Consider the following 17,201-nt stretch of genomic DNA (forward strand, 5'->3'; position numbering starts at 1 on the left):
CATATGGAATCGCGTTATTTAGTCTGTTACAATTATTTTTACAGCAAGCGATTTCATGCTTAAATTTTTGATTGCCCAAAAGTAAGAAATCCTGCTTTTTTCGGCAACATTTTTATACTGATTTTAAAATAATTTTCCCTTTTTTGGATTGTGTAAAAATAAGATAGCTTTCTCCGCCATCTTTTATACCGTATTTCTTCTTGATTTCATCAGGCTTTAAGGGATAATTCTTTGAGATGATATTGAATTGTTCTTTCTTTTTAACCTGCTTGGATTCAATGGATTCCATTTCAAAAATTCTTCCCGGAAAATTGCTAACCTTCTGATCTGAAGTATAGATATGAGTATTGGGATGAAGTTTTTTAAGCCCGAATCTTTCTGAAAGCAAATTGAAAACTCCTGCTTTTAAAATACTGTTATTGGGAATATATATGAATTTTTCAGGTTCAGCATATACTGCCCCTGCATTTTCTTCATCACCAAACGTAAATGTAAAGACAGATTCTCCGCTCTCCAGGTTGGTACAATTCACCATAATGCCTTCCCTTTTCTCTTCAGACAGGAAAATAACCGCTTCCTTAACATCATTTTTTACCGCTATAATTTCTATCCTGAAAATACCCGGTAAAACTGATATGAGATATTTCAAATCTATTAAAGGTGAGAGCTTTACAACTACCTGATCTGCTGTACTGAGAAGTTTTTCCCTGATCTGAAGAATATCCGGAGAAAGATCTTCGAGCAGGAAAACTTTATTTTTGTTCTGGTCTCTTCTTGCAGGGTCCAAATAAATGGCATCAAAATATTCTTTGTTAGCACTTAAAAAGTCTTCCAGATTTTGATTAATAAATGATGCTTTCCGGTTTAAAATACCCCAATTATGTTCCACAATATTCAATAATTCGGGATTCTGCTCTACCAAAGTAACTTCATTAAAGTTTTGTGACAGATAATAGGCATCAATTCCAAAACCGCTTGTAAGGTCGATAAATTTATTTCCTTTAAGAATTTCTGATTTATAGTGGGCTGTGCTTTCTGAAGATGATTGTTCTAAGTTAAGCTGGGGCGGAAAAATAATTCCTTCTTTAAGCAAAAACGGAAATTTCTTCCGGGCAGTCTGTTTTCCTTTGATCTGCTGTACGATTTCCTGCATGGAAACATTTGGAAATGGGGATTTTTTTAATAATAGTGCATGTAAATCCGAATTTAGATTTGCATTGATGTAGTTTTGAATGTCTTGGTTTACTATTTTATTTTCCACAGATTTCTCAGACAACATTATCGTTTATAAAAAATATAATCGGTCAGTAATGGATCAATACCACTCTGTTTCAGAAGGGAATTGATCTGGCCCCGGTGATAAGTTGAATGGTTTACGGCATGAAAAAGCATTTCAAAAATACTGTTTTCAAATTTTGCTCCTCTTGAGTTCTGATATTCCACTCTTTGGTCCAGATCGGATCTTTGAATGATATCAATACTTTTCAGGAAGTTCTGCCGGTTGATTTCGTCAAGGGATTCAAAAGGATTGATTTGCCAGACTTCAAATGATTCCTCACCCAGGATCCGTGAATTCCAAATCTGCTGGGCATTCAATGTATGATTGATCAGGCTGATTGTTTTATCGTCAACTTTCAATCTGTTTTCTGAAATGTGTTTTATTATTTCTTTATTGAAATGATGGGTGTATTCAAAAAGGTCAATCAGTTTTTCTTTCATTACTACTCAAACATTTCAGCCCAGCGTACGGCTTTTATTTCCTTTTCACTGTATAAGTCGTCAATTGATCTTTTAACGTCTAATTTGGGGTATAAATTCACTCCTATCAGCTTTATTTTTCCTTCTTCCACCCATTCCTGCTCTTCAACAGCATGATCATAGATCTTTTTCTGAACAATTCCCTGCTTCAAAAGTTCAAGGTAACCTCCTGCCTCTTCTGTTTCAACAAACAGAGCCCAGGATTTTTCTGCAATCTGACGGGTAATATCTTCTACATAATAGCTTCCATTCGATGCATCCTCAAATACATTGATAATACTTTCATAAGCCAGCACTATTTGCTGCTTAAAAGAAATCTCTTCGGAATTGTCAGTACTTCGGTTCACAAGATAATTGTTACTGAAAACAGCATCTGCACCTGCAATCATGGCAGAAGCCAGTTCCAGTGTTGAGCGGATAAGGTTATTTTCATTATCTGCAACAGCTTTGTTTCTTAAGGATGTTTCTGCAAAAATATAGGGAGTTTCATTTAAACCATATTCTTTGGAAAGTTGGTTAAAAACTATTTTAAAAGCTCTCAGTTTGGCCATCTCAAAGAAATAATTTCCTCCTACGGCTATTCTGAAAATCAGTTTATTTAGAATTTCTGCACCATATGCTTCAGCAAGTTCTTTTGTTTTTGCCAATGCCATTCCCAACTGCTGGTAAATGGCAGCACCGGCATTCTGATGAAGGGAAATATCCACACAGATGTTTCTTCTGAAATCTTTTGACAAAAGTTCTTTAGCCAGCTGGTCATCAATAGTACCCTCATTTTCGTTGAAAACGTCGATCAGGGAAAAGTACTGATCTTCTTCTTTTGGACTGATATGTCCTGCAAGGTCTTTATTATTGACAAAAATTGTCTTCTGTTCAAGGTTTTCTACGTTATGATCCAGAATAAATGCAAAAACATCCTCTTCCAAACTTTCATGATATCTGGCTACGAGATGAGTGTTTTCTTCAACTTTCGGCAGGTTGGCCAATGGTTTCTGAACTTCACTGTAAAAAGGTTTCACATCAATTCCTTCAAGATTTTCTTTCTTTAAAATGGAATAAATGTCTTCTGTTTTAAGCTGTTTCTTTACTAAATTTTCCCAGTTTGGAAGTATATCTGCTGACATTGGCTGTTTATTATGGATCAATTGTGAATCACAGAATTGACAATTCACTATTACGTTTATTCTTCTTTGTATGAATGGCAAATTTTGCCTCAGTATCTAAAATTTCTTATTTTTCAGCAACATTTGCACTGTCTACCACCAGAATGAAGATTTCCTCATCCGGCTTTTTCATAAAATAATTTTCTCTGGCGTATTTTTCCTTTTCCGATTTATTGTTCATCAGCTTTTTATAAAAGGCATCGTTCTTTTCGTATTCTTTTTTATAATACTCCAGCTGGTCTTCATATCGGCTGATCTCGCCATTCAGTTCATTAATAACAAGGAAAGAGGTTTTATCAAAGAAAATCATCCATACGAGAAACATACAGATTGTAATGGTATACTTATTCAGAATGTATTTCTGGATAATTTTTAATGTTTCAGATTTCGGCTGAATGTCTTTAATAAGTTTGGAATCTTTCATTTTAGTGTTTTCTCAACGAATTTTTAATAACAGTAGTTAAAAAATCAATCGCTACGGAATTCTGTCTCATGTTCGGAATGATCAAATCGGCTTCATTCTTTGACGGTTCTATGAATTCCTGATGCATTGGCTTCAGTGTGGTCTGGTAACGGTGAAGAACCTCATTCAGGTCTCTTCCCCTTTCCTGGGTATCTCTCCTGATCCTTCTGATCAGTCTTTCGTCGGAATCTGCATGAACGAATACTTTTAAATCGAATTCTTTCAGCAATTCTTTATTTGTAAGTACCAGAATGCCTTCTACTACCAATACATTTTTAGGTTCTACAGTGACGTGGTCGCCGGTCCGGGAATGAGTGACAAAGCTGTAAATGGGCTGTTCTATAGACTCATTGTTTTTTAAAGCTTTCACATGTTTTATCATTAAATCGAAATCTATAGACTTTGGATGGTCGTAGTTGAGCGCTTCTCTCTCTGTCAGTGTAAGATTCGGATTGTCGTGATAATAGTTATCCTGGGAAAGGATATTCATTCCTTCAATATCAAGCTGTTGCATTATCTTATCAACAACTGTAGTTTTGCCGGATCCTGTTCCTCCGGCAATTCCTATTACAAGCATTCTTTTTTTGTTTCTTTATAGTTGGTACAAATATACTATTTTAGATGAATGCAAGTAAAACAATCCCTTCAGAATTTGGTTTTAACAAAAAATCCGATGCTAGGCACCGGATTTAAAGATATTATTAAGTCTTATTTTTTAATAAATTTGGTTGATAATTCTATTCCTTTTATGGTCAGAATATAATCTCCGGTCTGAAGCCTGGAGACATCAATTCTGCCGTTTCCGCTTCCTACTACTGTTTCCATTACTTTTCTGCCTTCCATGTTGTAGATTTCTGCTTTTTCTTCTTTATTTCCTTTTAATGAAACATTCAGGATATCAGAAACAGGGTTTGGATATACTGATACAATTTCTTTTTTAGAAGTATCATCTACACTTAGCAGGCAGTTATAAACCGGTAAAGTATATCCTGCAGCAGTAAATTCCTGTGTCATAACAGCTATATCCGAACAAACAAATCCGAACTGCCCAAGCATATCAATGGCAGCCTGTCTTACAGCGATTGCAGCACTCTGCTGATTTGTTGATGAATTGGTCATTGACAAACCTTCTAAAAATGCTCTGTCCGTTTTTGCTTTTCCGATCTTATCGTATATTCTCATTAAAGCGGAAGCCCAGATCTGCCCTCTTGTATGAATGGCTCCCGATCCCGGATACAGAACTGTATAATTGGTAATTCTTCCTGCCCAGTATTCGTTATGCCCATCCCAGCTGAACATCCAGTTGTACGCAGGTGCTGATGAAGGCCACTGGCTTAAACTTCTGCTGTACGATTGCGCCCAGTAATCGCCGCAACCTTCGCTTAATCCCTGAACCTGGGATAAACTTCCGTTGGTTAACCAATCATGAACACCATGCCCTAATTCATGCAAAACAACGTCTGCATCTTCAGCATCATCTACACCTCCTTCCCCGAAAACCAATCTTCCGTTGCTGTAATAAGAGTTATCATCTCCATCAAGGCCGTGCGGATCATACCATAATATACCGTCATTGGTTAAAGGTCTGCAGGCAATATTCAATGTTTCATTAATATAGCGTAAGCTGTTATCAACATGCCAGTAAGCATTTACAGCCTCAAATCCCTGATCATTTCTGTTAAACATGAATTGGTTGGTTGCCTGGGTAAATAAGCCTGTGGAAGGTGTTTCAAGATCTTTGATCTCTGCATAAGATCCTTTTAATTTATATACACCGCCTGTAAAATCCACTTCAGGAATGGTAACCAGGCTTCTGGCAGCATCTAAACTTGCATTAGTGGCATCGTTATTATCCACATAATTACCCGCGTAAGCTACCTGCATCCTGGAAAGAGGATCGGGATTGAAAATATATCCGTTCCCGGAAACGAAAACTTTCTTAGCGCTTACATCTTTTTTTGATTTTTTTTTAGCAGGCTTCGGACTATCATTTTCATCATGATGGTAATTGGCAATATCCTTAACGCTTATGATATTTCCGTTTTGTGCATCTACAATAGTTTCCCAGCTTCCCGGGTTGTCATGAGAGTTTGTAAGTACTCTGTAAGCAAGCTTTGTATCTCCTGATTCTGTAAGGTAAACAACCAGCTTGTTTTCTTCAAAAGTCACAGTTCCTTTGGTATTAGAAGCAATATGCGCTTTTTTAAGAGCTTCTGAAGCTGTAAAAGAAGGATCTGTAATAATATCCTTTATTTCTTTTTTAAAGCTCTCTGCTCCTGTATAGCTTATTCTGCCATCTTTATTGAAATGGATCACAATTTCAGACTGAAAAACAGGAACGTCTTTTATCATTTGTTGAAAACGTAATGTTTCACCTGTGTTTCCTTTTCGTACAGAGGTTAATTTCAATACACTGAAATCCTGAATCCCCAAATTTTTTGAGTTTTCCCTGATCCAGTTTTTAGCCGGCATTTCAAAAGATGATTCCTGGGCATTTACCACAGAAAAGCATAAAGTAGCGCAAAGAATAAGAGAAGTAATTTTTTGTTTCATTTATTTATATTTAAGTTATTAGGTGTAATCGCTAATATAAATAAATTTTATGAATTTCTTAACTAATAAGTGTGTATTTTGTAAAATAAATTACATATTTAATAAAAAACTCTGTCAATTGACAGAGTTTTATTATACTATTTCGCTTGTTAATTCCCTTGAAAGTAGTTTTTCGTGCATCGGTTTAAGGATATCCATTGAGCCTGTTTTTACCGTGCATTTGCCTTTGTAATGCACTAATATGGTACATTGTTCTGCCTGTTCCAAAGTATGTTTACAGATCTCGATCAGGCAGTCGATTACGTAATCAAATGTATGAATGTCATCATTATGGAGCACCAGTTTATACACTTCATCCGTATCATCCAGAACCAGCACTTCCTCTTCGTACTGGCGTTTCGGATCTTCGTAATCTTTTATGCTGTTATAAAAAATCATTTCTACTTTTTTAAACTTCTCCTATCTTATCGGCCAGATCATTCAGTACATTCGGGCCTTCGTATACTAATTCCACGAGTTCCACACTCTTATTATTCATTTTCAGAATTTTGAAATGATAGTTTTCTAAATCAAATTCATCATTTTCCTCAGGGATATCTTCCAATCCGTGCAAAATGAAACCTGCCAGCGTGTTATATTCGCTTTCTTCTGAAAGAGGCAGTTTTTTAGGCAGATATTCATTAATTTCATCCAATGGCTGTGTAGCCTGAACCCAATAAATATTGTCTCCTATTTTATCTACCAGTTTGTCTTCATCATCTTCTTCATCCTGTATTTCCCCTACAAGCTCTTCGAGAATGTCTTCCAGGGTAATAATACCTTCAGTTCCTCCAAATTCATCAATAACTATTGCAAGATGCTGTTTTTTCTGCTGGAAGATTTTAAGAAGATCTGAAATCTTTTTACTGCCCACTACGAAAAATGCATCACGCATAAGGTCTTTGAGATCTTCATGGTTAAGATCTCCCTTTCTCTTCACAAACTCCCGGATAATCTCCTTTGTATAGAAAACCCCAATGATATTATCAATAGAATCAAGATATACAGGAATACGGGAATAACCGCTATCCATAATCTTGTTGATAATTTCATTGATATCTTCCTCAAAGTCAATAGACGTAATATTCTGTCTTGGAACCATGATCTGCTTGGCGGAATGATCTGTAAAATCAAATGCATTTTTAATGATTTCATAGTTTTCCTCTTCAATTTCACCGCTGTCTGCACTTTGTTTTACCAAAAGCTGGAGTTCTTCGGTAGAATGGATTTCCTGCTCTGATGCCGGATGTATTTTTACCAATCTTAAGAAAGTATTCGACATCAGGTTCATCAACCAGATAAAAGGCTTGAAAACCGTATAAAAAACTCTTAAAGGAACAGCTGTAGCCATTGTAGTTGACTCAGATTTTCTGATGGCAATTGATTTCGGGATAAGCTCACCGAATACAATATGCATCACTGTAATCAATACAAAACTTGTTACCACTGATATTGTGGTAATTGTAGTTTGAGTAAGATCAACATTTAAAGAATGGAAAATGCTTTCTACTACGTGATGTAAAGCACTTTCCCCTACCCATCCCAACGCCAGGGAAGCTAAGGTAATACCAAGCTGTGTAGCGGACAGATATTCATCAAGATGCTTGATAATATGCTCTGCCTGTTTCGCCATAGAGTTACCTTCGGCTGCTTTTAACTGGATTTGTGAGTAACGAACTTTAACAATTGAAAATTCAGCGGCTACGAAAAAGCCATTTAATAAAACAAGAAATAAGGCTAGCAAAAGCCTGACTATGTCCGAGTCCATTTAGAAGTTGTATAATATTTTAGTTTACAAAGATAGATAAAATATAAATAACAAAAAAAGCATCGATAAGTATCGACGCTTTAATATTATGTTAAAATAATTCTTTACGAATTTTTCAAAGCTTCAGCTCCTGAAACGATCTCTAAGATTTCGTTTGTAATGGCAGCCTGTCTTGCTTTGTTATAGAAGATCACAAGATCATTCTTTAAAGCCTGGGCGTTGTCTGTAGCTTTATGCATAGCAGTCATTCTCGCTCCGTGCTCAGATGCTACAGAATCTAAAACCGCTTTGAAAACCTGAGTTTTAATTGCTTTAGGAATTAAATTATCAAGAATTTCATTTCTGTTCGGTTCAAAGATATAATCTGTTTCTACCTGAGTTTCTTCAGCTTTTTCAGCCATAGAAATCGGAAGAAGCTGTTCAGCCGTAACTTCCTGGGTAGCAGCATTAATAAATTTATTGTAGATTAAGTAAACTTCATCAAATTTACCTTCTTTAAAGCTGCTCATTACTCCTTCAGCAACATGGGCTACTGAATCAAAGTTCAAATTATCGTAAACAGCACTTTCATTGGAATATACTGTACGGGTTCTTCTTACCGCATCAAAAGCTTTTTTACCTACAGTAAGAACTTCAATTTCGTATTGAGATTTATCTCTGAACTGGTTGTTAAGTTCTTTTACGATAGATGAGTTAAAAGCTCCAGCAAGACCTCTGTTTGAAGTAACAGCGATGAAAAGAATTCTTTTCACTTCTCTTTTTTGAGCATAGACAGAAACCTGATCAGGATCAGAGCTAGAATTTACATTCTGGATGATTTCCTGAAGTTTTTCAGAATAAGGTCTTAACATTACGATTGCATCCTGTGCTTTTTTAAGTTTCGCTGCGGAAACCATTTTCATAGCACGCGTAATCTGCATCGTAGATGAAATGGATGCAATTCTACCTCGTATTTCTTTTAAGTTTGCCATTAATTTGGGTTCAAAGTTTATGGTCTAAAGTTTAAGGTTCAGAACGGGTTCCAAACCTTAAACCATGAAGATTTTAGTTATATTTAGAAGCTAAATCGTTAGCTGCCTGCTTAAGAACGTTTGTAATATCGTTATCGATTTTACCAGCTTTAATAGCTGCCATTGTATCAGGGTGCTTAGATCTTAAGAATTCGATGTATTCAATCTGGAATTCTTTTACTTTTCTGATAGGAACGTTTCTTAGAAGGTTCTCTGTTCCTGCATAGATCATAGCTACCTGGCTGTCTACAGGAAGTGGAGAATTTACCGGCTGCTTAAGGATCTCAACGTTTCTTTCTCCTTTAGAGATTACGGCTAAAGTAGAAGCATCAAGGTCAGAACCGAATTTAGCAAACGCTTCCAATTCTTTATATTGAGCCTGGTCCAGTTTAAGAGTACCGGATACTTTTTTCATTGATTTGATCTGAGCGTTACCTCCTACTCTGGATACAGAAATACCTACGTTGATCGCAGGACGAACCCCTGAGTTGAATAGATCAGACTCCAGGAAGATCTGTCCGTCAGTAATAGAGATTACGTTGGTTGGAATATATGCAGATACGTCACCAGCCTGAGTTTCGATAATTGGAAGGGCAGTTAAAGAACCTCCTCCTTTTACGATTGGTCTTAAAGACTCAGGTAAATCGTTCATCTGGCTTGCAATATTGTCATCAGCGATCACTTTTGCAGCTCTTTCCAATAGTCTTGAGTGAAGATAGAAAACGTCTCCAGGATAAGCTTCACGGCCCGGTGGTCTTCTCAATAGAAGGGAAAGCTCACGGTACGCTACCGCTTGTTTGGATAAATCATCATAAACGATTAGTGCCGGTCTACCAGTGTCTCTGAAGAACTCACCGATAGATGCTCCAGCCATTGCAGAATATACCTGCATCGGAACCGGATCTGATGCATTAGCTGCAACGATTACAGTATATGCTAAAGCTCCCTTATCAGAAAGGGTTTTAACGATTTGTGCTACAGTAGAAGCTTTCTGACCGATAGCAACATATATACAATATACAGGCTTACCTGCATCAAAGAATTCTTTTTGGTTGATGATGGTATCAATAGCAACAGTAGTTTTACCTGTCTGTCTATCACCAATGATAAGCTCTCTCTGTCCTCTTCCTACAGGAATCATAGAGTCAATTGCAACGATACCTGTCTGTAAAGGTTCTGTTACCGGCTGTCTGAAGATAACTCCAGGAGCTTTTCTTTCCAATGGCATTTCGTATAAATCCCCAGTAATAGGACCTTTACCATCGATAGGGTTACCAAGAGTATCTACTACTCTTCCTAACATTCCTTCTCCTACTTTGATAGAAGAGATTCTGTTTGTTCTTCTTACTGTGTCTCCTTCTTTTACTAATTTACTTTCCCCAAGTAGAGCAACACCTACGTTGTCTTCTTCAAGGTTAAGTACAATACCTTCTACATCACTAGAAAATTTCACCAACTCTCCGTATTGTACGTTTTCTAACCCGTATACACGAGCAATACCATCACCGATGGTTAAAACTGTACCTACTTCCTCAACGTTGGATTGAGTATCGAAGTTGGCCAATTGCTGTTTTAAGATCGCAGATACTTCTGCTGGATTTATTTCTGCCATTGTATGGTTGTTTTTTCTTTAATTTAACTGAAAATCTTTTTTAACTTGATTAAGTTTTGTCTTTACAGACGCATCTACCTGCTGATCACCTACTCTTAAAATGTAACCTCCCAGAATTTCCGGCTTTACATTTAAGTTCAGGTCAAAGTTTGAACCTGCTTTTACCAGATTGGTAGATCTCAGGATCTGATCAAGGTTTTCTTTAGAAAGCTGAGTTGCTGTTGTAAGCGTTATTCTCTGTACTCCGTTGATATCCTCTACTTTATTGATGAACTCCTGAGCTATATTTTTTAATTGGTTTTCACGTCCATGCTTGATCACTAACCTGATCAGGTTTTGTGAAGATGTTGAAAAACTTTTAAAAATTTCGTTTGCTGCCTCTATTTTCTTTTTGGAATCTATGTAAGGCGTAAGGAAAAATTTGTTCAAATCCTTAGATTCAGACATGATCTTCACTACATCTTTCATTTCAGAAAATACAGCAGCTGTCTGGCCTGATTCATTGGTGAAATCCAGCAGACCCTGTGCATATCTTTTAGCTACTTTAGATGTAAGCATTCTTAGTTAAGGTTTGATTTGTTTAGGTAATTTTGAACTAATTCGTTTTGAGCTTCGTTGTTATCCAGCTTTTGCTTAAGGATAGATTCGGCGATGTTTACGGATAAAGCACCGATTTGAGTTTTGATGTCTGCCATAGCAGCATTTTTCTCAGTCTGGATAGTTTGCTTAGCCGATTCAATCATTTTATCTCCTTCAGCTTTAGCAACATCTTTAGCCTCACCTACGATTCTATCTTTAATTTCTCTGGCTTCTTTAAGGATAGCATCTCTTTCGATTTTAGCTTCACGAATAATTCTTTCGTTATCCTCTTTTAAAGTCTCCATCTCTTTTCTAGCCAATTTAGCCTGATTAAGAGCATCAACAATGGAAGTTTCTCTGTCGTTGATTGATTTTAAAATAGGTTTCCAAGCAAATTTGCCTAACAAAAATAATAATGCTAGAAAAATAACAGACTGGATAATAAATAGTCCTGATGAAAACTGGTGAATTAATTCCATTTTATATAAATGTATAAATAATTATTACTTTTTTCTTTTTTAAATTAACATTGCTGCAGCCAACCGCTGCAACAATGTTTTTTTGTTTGGCTTATGATGCGAATAACGCAGCAAATGCAACACCTTCTACTAGTGCAGCTGCAATAAGCATAGCAGTTTGGATTTTTCCAGATTGCTCAGGCTGTCTAGCGATAGCTTCAAGAGCAGCAGCTCCGATTTTACCAAGACCGATACCTACACCAAGTACGATAAGACCGCCACCAATAATTCTAGGGATTTCCATAATAAATATAATTTAAAAAATTGTTTTTAATATTTTAAGCTTCAAACTTGTTCTAATTAATGAGCTGCGTGATGTTCGTGCTCATGTTCTTCCACAGCCATTCCGATAAATAACGCTGAAAGCATTGTAAAGATATAAGCCTGAAGGAATGCTACCAATACTTCAAGGATATAAATTACTAAAGTAAGGAATGGGAAAGCAACTCCGGCAATCCAGTTTTTGAAAATATAGATTGATCCGATAAGCGTCATTACAACAATGTGTCCTGCTGTCATGTTTGCAAAAAGACGGATCATCAATGCAAAAGGCTTGGTAAGAGTTCCTAATAGTTCAATCGGCAACATAATAAATTTCATTGGAACAGGTACACCCGGCATCCAGAAAATATGTTTCCAGTAATCTTTATTCGCAGAGAATGTTGTAATTAAATAAGTAAGGATAGCAAGGAAGAATGTCATGGTAATATTACCGGTAACATTAATTCCGAAAGGCATTAATCCTAATACGTTTAAAAGTAAGATAAAGAAGAATACAGTTAATAAGTACCCCATAAATCTTTTATACTTGTGCCCGATGTTCGGAATAGCAATCTCATCTCTCACAAAAATGATCAAAGGCTCTAAAAATCTTGCTGTTCCTGTAGGAACAACAGATTTCTTATAAGATCTTGCCATTCCTGTAAATAATACAAACATTAAAAGCGCAACCAGGAAAATAATAAGTACACTTTTAGTGATTGAAAGATCTAAAGGTTTATCATTTGTAGGGTGACCGTCTTTATCTAAAGTTAAAGTTCCTGCAGCATCAGTCTTGTATATTTTTTCGTGATGCAGTTTGTAATAAGAACCATCTACTTCAGTTGTTTCTCCATGCATGAAACCTTCTTTGCTGCTCATAAAGCTATGAAACCCGTTATCATAGAAAATAACAGGAAGAGGAAATCCAATGTGGTGCCCCTCTTTATCTACCATCAATGTAAAGTCGTGAGCATCCAACAAGTGATGAGTGATGAACTCTTTGTTTTCTTTACCTGCTTTTTCTTTCTCTGAAAGCTCTTTAGCAGGAGCCTCACCAGCAGGAGCCTCGCCGTGCTGTGCAGACACTAAGTTTAATACAAAAATACTGTAGAATAAAACTGCGAATTTCTTAAACATTGATAGGTTTTTTTCGTTGTGCAAAAATATAATATTTTTTCTATTTTCAATAAATAATTTTACTGTTTTTTGTCATGATTAATCAGCTTGATCGCGTAGTACGTAAGCAGCGTAGTCAGGACGAAATATGGTAATATAAAATGAAATTTATAGCCTGGAATCACTTCAAAGTTCAATTTTTTACGAATTAAATACATTAAACCGAATTTTAATAAGATAAGACCAATGACGGACAATCCTAAAAATTGAGGCACAGTTCTGTTTATTAAGATCACAAGAGTAATCATCATCATAAACATAACACTTAAAAAAAGATAAAATTTCACAATAATAATCTCATCTAAGTGAAAAACAAATTTCCAAAGGGAAAAATGAATCAGGAATGTTAAAAAGAATAATACCGTAACCAGGATATTAGGGTTCAATTTCATTATAAGCTTATTTTCAACCTTTATAAATAACAAGGTTTATTTTATCTGATCGCAAAAATAGACTTTTTCTATCGAATTCTGATCAATTTGATTTTTATCATTTTTTCCAATATATATAATATTACGTGTCCGGACACTTTGGATATGCCAAAAATTCCTTATTTTTGCAAACCTATAATTTACAATAAATATGTTTAATAGTTTACAGGATAAATTAGATAAGGCATTACACAATATTTCCGGACGTGGAAAAATTACCGAAATCAATGTAGCGGAAACCGTAAAGGAGATCCGCAGAGCATTGGTAGATGCCGACGTTAACTATAAAGTTGCAAAAGATCTTACCAAAAGAGTTCAGGATAAAGCATTAGGAGAAAACGTTCTTACTTCCCTTACACCGGGACAGCTGATGACAAAAATTGTTCATGATGAACTGGTAGATCTTATGGGAGGTTCCCAGGAAGGAATCAATCTTTCAGGAAAGCCAACCGTGATCCTTATTGCGGGGCTTCAGGGTTCCGGTAAGACCACTTTCTCCGGAAAACTGGCCAATTATTTAAAAACCAAAAGAAGTAAAAAGCCGTTATTGGTTGCCTGTGACGTTTACCGTCCCGCAGCAATCGACCAGCTTAAAATATTGGGAGGTCAGATCGGAATTCCGGTATTTACAGAAGAAGGTTCCACCAATCCTTCTACCATTGCTGAAAATGCAATTAACTTTGCAAAAGCAAACGGTCATGATGTAGTGATCGTAGATACAGCCGGACGTCTTGCGATTGATGAGCAGATGATGAACGAGATCAAATCCGTACATTATTTCATCAAGCCTCAGGAAACCCTATTCGTAGTAGACTCCATGACAGGTCAGGATGCTGTGAATACTGCAAAAGCATTTAATGATGCACTGAACTTTGACGGTGTTGTTCTTACTAAATTAGACGGTGATACACGAGGTGGTGCGGCTTTAACAATCCGTTCCGTAGTTGAGAAACCAATCAAATTCATCTCCACAGGTGAGAAAATGGAAGCTTTGGACCTTTTCTATCCGGAAAGAATGGCAGACAGGATCTTAGGAATGGGAGACGTAGTTTCCTTAGTAGAAAGAGCTCAGGAACAATTTGATGAGGAAGAAGCTAAAAAACTTCATAAAAAGATCGCTAAAAACGAATTCGGTTTTGATGATTTCCTTAAACAGATCAACCAGATCAAGAAAATGGGTAATATGAAAGACCTTATGGGAATGATCCCGGGAGTCGGAAAAGCAATTAAGGATGTTGAGATCAGTGATGATGCGTTCAAACATATTGAGGCTATCATTTACTCTATGACGCCTGACGAAAGAAGAAGACCTTCAATCATCAATACCCAGAGAAAGCAGAGAATTGCAAAAGGTGCAGGAAGAAAGATCGAAGATGTGAATCAACTGATGAAACAGTTCGAGCAGATGGGTAAAATGATGAAAATGATGCAGGGACCTCAGGGAAAACAGATGATGCAGATGATGAGCAAAATGCCGAATATGCCGGGAATGGGCGGAATGCTTGGAAAATAATAAGCTTACAACAATAAGATATAAAAAAACTCTCAGGATTTCTGAGAGTTTTTTATTTTTTTATTTGAATTTGTAACCTATTCCGATCTGGAAGAAATTCATTTTCAATTTTTCATCGTTTACCGGATCTTTAATCATATTGGTCAATCCAAAACTGTAACGTGCATCTACAAATAATCCTTTGTATATGTTATAGTCAGCTCCTAAAAGCAAGCCGAATTCTGTAGATTTCAGATTATCATCAAAACTCTTTTCCAAAAACTTCTCACCTTCGCTTACAGCTGCCTGATCTGCCATTCCTCCTGATACATCAATATTTACTTTTGTACTTGTTCTAAAGCTTACGAAAGGACCTGCATATAACCCAAGTTCCGGAGTAGCATAATATCTGGCTGTTACAGGAACTACAATTCTGTTGAAATTGAATTTTTCTGTAACGGTAATTCCCATTGTTGAAACTTCAACTTTTCCGCCCAGATTTGCATACTGAACTTCACCCTGTACAGCAAATTTACTGTTGAATTTGTGCTCTACCAAAGCTCCAACATAGAAACCTGATTTGGATTTCAAGCCTCCACTTACCCCTTCAAATGCATCAAGATCGTCATTTGAGTTTAGTTTTGATAAAGCATATCCTGCTTTTACACCGAATTTTGTCTGTGCATTCATTCCTGCAAAAAAAGCAAGAGCTGATACCAATAAGATTTTTTTCATGGTTATTTTATTTAAAAAATTATTTTCCAAAGATAAAAAAGCCCTAAAATAAATCTTAGGGCTTTTATTTTTATTTAATGCTTTTTATTACTTAGCAAAAACATATTTAACACCGATTCCTACAGACGCTAAGTCAAGACCGAAGTTATAGTTATCTACGCTTTTAGCATCTTTGTACTTAAAGTTGCTATATCCGAAATCTCCGATTGTAGCTTCGATAGTCCAGTTTTTGTTTAAGAAATAATCTAAACCTGGTTTGATAGAAACACCAAATGAATTGAAGTCATACTTTGCTGTGTTCGTTACGTTTCCGATAGACTCTTCAAATTTACTGTTTCCGAACTGCATTGGTACAGAAAGCTGACCGAAGATATAAAGTTTTTCTCCTAAAGTCCAGTATTTTCTAACGAAAGGCTCAACAATAACACCTTGCATAGTAGATTTATCATAACCACTAGCCATTTCAGTTTTTTCAACGTGAGAAGCATATCCTACTCCAACCCCAACAGCAACATTAGTTCCAACGAAATATCCTACAGTAGGAACTAGCGTTAGATCATTTACTTTTGAATCGTCGTTGTTATCGTGAGTAGATGAAAAGTTTAAAGTTCCTGATAAATAAGTAGTACCTTTTGCGATCTGTGCATTAGATAAACCAAAAAGTGCAACAGCACCCGCTAATAATAATTTTTTCATTTTAAAAAATTTTAATACTTTCTGAGGGCAAATTTACAGTGGGTATGGCTAATATTAAAATTTGTTAACGTGATTAATATCATTGATCAATATTGGCTTTTTACAGGAATAAAGCTTAATAATATTAGTATTTTGATTTTTTCACAATATTATGAATAAAAAAACTACAATTTCTCAATTGGAGCTTAATATGGTTACCTTTTTAAATTTCATCAATTTTAAATAAACTGTTCAGATTTATGGCTTAATGCAATATAATGTTAATAGGCAAGCCATTACTTCTTAAAATAAAATAAAAAAACTCCAGCGTGGAAGCCGGAGTTATTATTTATATGTAAGATTTCTCTTATTTCAGGAAGAAATTGTATCCGATATTAACAGCACCTACATTCCAGTTTGCTGTATACCATCCGTAATCGCGTTTGTTACTGATCGTCTGATATCCTAAATAAAGCTCACCTTTAGACATTTGGTACCCGAACTTAGGCTGTGCGTAGAAACCACCGTCTACTCCATCTTTTACAGAAATTCCATATCCAAGATCCAATCCTACAAAGATAGGTGCTCCCGAAAATTTATATTTTCCGGAAACCGCCACCGGAATAAATCCGAAATCATCAAAATTATCTTTTCCGAAGAAATGGGAATATCCCGTTGTAACTCCCAGGTCAAGACCTTTTGTAATGTTCCACATATAGGCGGCATCTACTCCTAATGTAAATGATGATGCATCACTTGCATCCCCTACCGGTATACCGATATGACCACCTAATTTAAAACCTTCCTGCGCCTGTGCAGCACCGCCCAGCAGCGCAAAAGCACTTAGTAAAAATAATTTTTTCATTTTTTAATAGTTTGATTGATACCACAAAATTACTAATTATTTTCGTTATTAACATAAAATTAACAAATTGCACTCATTGGAGGCAGCAAAAAAGCGGGCCAAA

General features: G+C 36.1%; 18 protein-coding genes. 1 reads left to right on the forward strand and 17 read right to left on the reverse strand.

Annotated elements, in window-relative coordinates; genetic code table 11:
- Nucleotides 1-112: 112 nt before the first annotated feature.
- From HNP36_RS06285 to atpB, 14 genes are all read right to left on the reverse strand, one after another.
- Entirely contained in the window at nt 113-1,279 is a 1,167-nt protein-coding gene (locus HNP36_RS06285) for a class I SAM-dependent methyltransferase (RefSeq protein ID WP_184159312.1), read from the reverse strand.
- On the reverse strand, nt 1,279-1,719 hold the full coding sequence (locus tag HNP36_RS06290) for a DinB family protein (RefSeq protein WP_184159310.1): 441 nt from the start codon (nt 1,717-1,719) through the stop codon (nt 1,279-1,281). The genes HNP36_RS06285 and HNP36_RS06290 overlap by 1 nt, the downstream gene beginning before the upstream one ends.
- Nucleotides 1,720-1,721: 2 nt before the next feature.
- Complete coding sequence (locus HNP36_RS06295; RefSeq protein ID WP_184159308.1) at nt 1,722-2,882, reverse strand: methylmalonyl-CoA mutase family protein; 1,161 nt, start codon at nt 2,880-2,882, stop codon at nt 1,722-1,724.
- 106 nt (nt 2,883-2,988) lie between these two features.
- Nucleotides 2,989-3,345 carry an FtsB family cell division protein gene (locus HNP36_RS06300; RefSeq protein WP_184159306.1) on the reverse strand — a complete coding sequence of 119 codons (357 nt, stop codon included), beginning with the start codon at nt 3,343-3,345 and terminating at the stop codon, nt 2,989-2,991.
- Nucleotide 3,346: 1 nt separating this feature from the next.
- Nucleotides 3,347-3,961 (reverse strand): uridine kinase, encoded by a 615-nt coding sequence (udk, locus tag HNP36_RS06305; protein WP_184159304.1) that lies wholly within the window; start codon nt 3,959-3,961, stop codon nt 3,347-3,349.
- Nucleotides 3,962-4,092: 131 nt separating this feature from the next.
- Nucleotides 4,093-5,937, reverse strand: a complete 1,845-nt coding sequence (locus HNP36_RS06310) for a T9SS type A sorting domain-containing protein (RefSeq protein ID WP_184159302.1) — start codon at nt 5,935-5,937, stop codon at nt 4,093-4,095.
- Nucleotides 5,938-6,069: 132 nt separating this feature from the next.
- On the reverse strand, nt 6,070-6,375 hold the full coding sequence (locus tag HNP36_RS06315; RefSeq protein ID WP_184159300.1) for an ATP-dependent Clp protease adaptor ClpS: 306 nt from the start codon (nt 6,373-6,375) through the stop codon (nt 6,070-6,072).
- Nucleotides 6,376-6,385: 10 nt separating this feature from the next.
- Nucleotides 6,386-7,744, reverse strand: coding sequence for a hemolysin family protein (locus HNP36_RS06320; RefSeq protein WP_184159298.1), 1,359 nt, complete (start codon nt 7,742-7,744; stop codon nt 6,386-6,388).
- Nucleotides 7,745-7,848: 104 nt separating this feature from the next.
- On the reverse strand, nt 7,849-8,715 hold the full coding sequence (gene atpG / locus HNP36_RS06325; protein WP_184159296.1) for an ATP synthase F1 subunit gamma: 867 nt from the start codon (nt 8,713-8,715) through the stop codon (nt 7,849-7,851).
- A 73-nt stretch (nt 8,716-8,788) separates the two neighbouring features.
- On the reverse strand, nt 8,789-10,366 hold the full coding sequence (gene atpA, locus HNP36_RS06330) for a F0F1 ATP synthase subunit alpha (protein ID WP_184159293.1): 1,578 nt from the start codon (nt 10,364-10,366) through the stop codon (nt 8,789-8,791).
- An 18-nt stretch (nt 10,367-10,384) separates the two neighbouring features.
- A complete protein-coding gene (gene atpH, locus HNP36_RS06335) occupies nt 10,385-10,924 on the reverse strand; it encodes an ATP synthase F1 subunit delta (RefSeq protein ID WP_184159291.1) in 540 nt (179 codons plus the stop codon).
- A 2-nt stretch (nt 10,925-10,926) separates the two neighbouring features.
- Nucleotides 10,927-11,424 (reverse strand): F0F1 ATP synthase subunit B, encoded by a 498-nt coding sequence (locus HNP36_RS06340; RefSeq protein ID WP_184159289.1) that lies wholly within the window; start codon nt 11,422-11,424, stop codon nt 10,927-10,929.
- Between the two features lie 91 nt (nt 11,425-11,515).
- Nucleotides 11,516-11,707, reverse strand: coding sequence for an ATP synthase F0 subunit C (gene atpE / locus HNP36_RS06345; RefSeq protein WP_040994829.1), 192 nt, complete (start codon nt 11,705-11,707; stop codon nt 11,516-11,518).
- A gap of 56 nt (nt 11,708-11,763) precedes the next feature.
- Nucleotides 11,764-12,861 (reverse strand): F0F1 ATP synthase subunit A, encoded by a 1,098-nt coding sequence (atpB, locus tag HNP36_RS06350; protein WP_184159287.1) that lies wholly within the window; start codon nt 12,859-12,861, stop codon nt 11,764-11,766.
- Between the two features lie 621 nt (nt 12,862-13,482).
- Here atpB and ffh point away from each other — a divergent pair.
- Entirely contained in the window at nt 13,483-14,844 is a 1,362-nt protein-coding gene (gene ffh / locus HNP36_RS06355) for a signal recognition particle protein (protein ID WP_184159285.1), read from the forward strand.
- Between the two features lie 60 nt (nt 14,845-14,904).
- On the opposite strand, the gene HNP36_RS06360 is transcribed toward ffh, so the two are convergent.
- The 3 genes from HNP36_RS06360 to HNP36_RS06370 all read right to left on the reverse strand — a co-directional run bounded on the left by HNP36_RS06360 (nt 14,905) and on the right by HNP36_RS06370 (nt 17,098).
- On the reverse strand, nt 14,905-15,558 hold the full coding sequence (locus tag HNP36_RS06360; RefSeq protein ID WP_184159283.1) for a porin family protein: 654 nt from the start codon (nt 15,556-15,558) through the stop codon (nt 14,905-14,907).
- A gap of 87 nt (nt 15,559-15,645) precedes the next feature.
- Nucleotides 15,646-16,254, reverse strand: coding sequence for an outer membrane beta-barrel protein (locus HNP36_RS06365; RefSeq protein ID WP_184159281.1), 609 nt, complete (start codon nt 16,252-16,254; stop codon nt 15,646-15,648).
- 346 nt (nt 16,255-16,600) lie between these two features.
- Entirely contained in the window at nt 16,601-17,098 is a 498-nt protein-coding gene (locus HNP36_RS06370; RefSeq protein ID WP_184159279.1) for a hypothetical protein, read from the reverse strand.
- Between the last annotated feature and the right edge of the window lie 103 nt (nt 17,099-17,201).

It is taken from the genome of Chryseobacterium shigense (genome assembly GCF_014207845.1).
In the GTDB taxonomy this organism is placed as follows: domain Bacteria; phylum Bacteroidota; class Bacteroidia; order Flavobacteriales; family Weeksellaceae; genus Chryseobacterium; species Chryseobacterium shigense_A.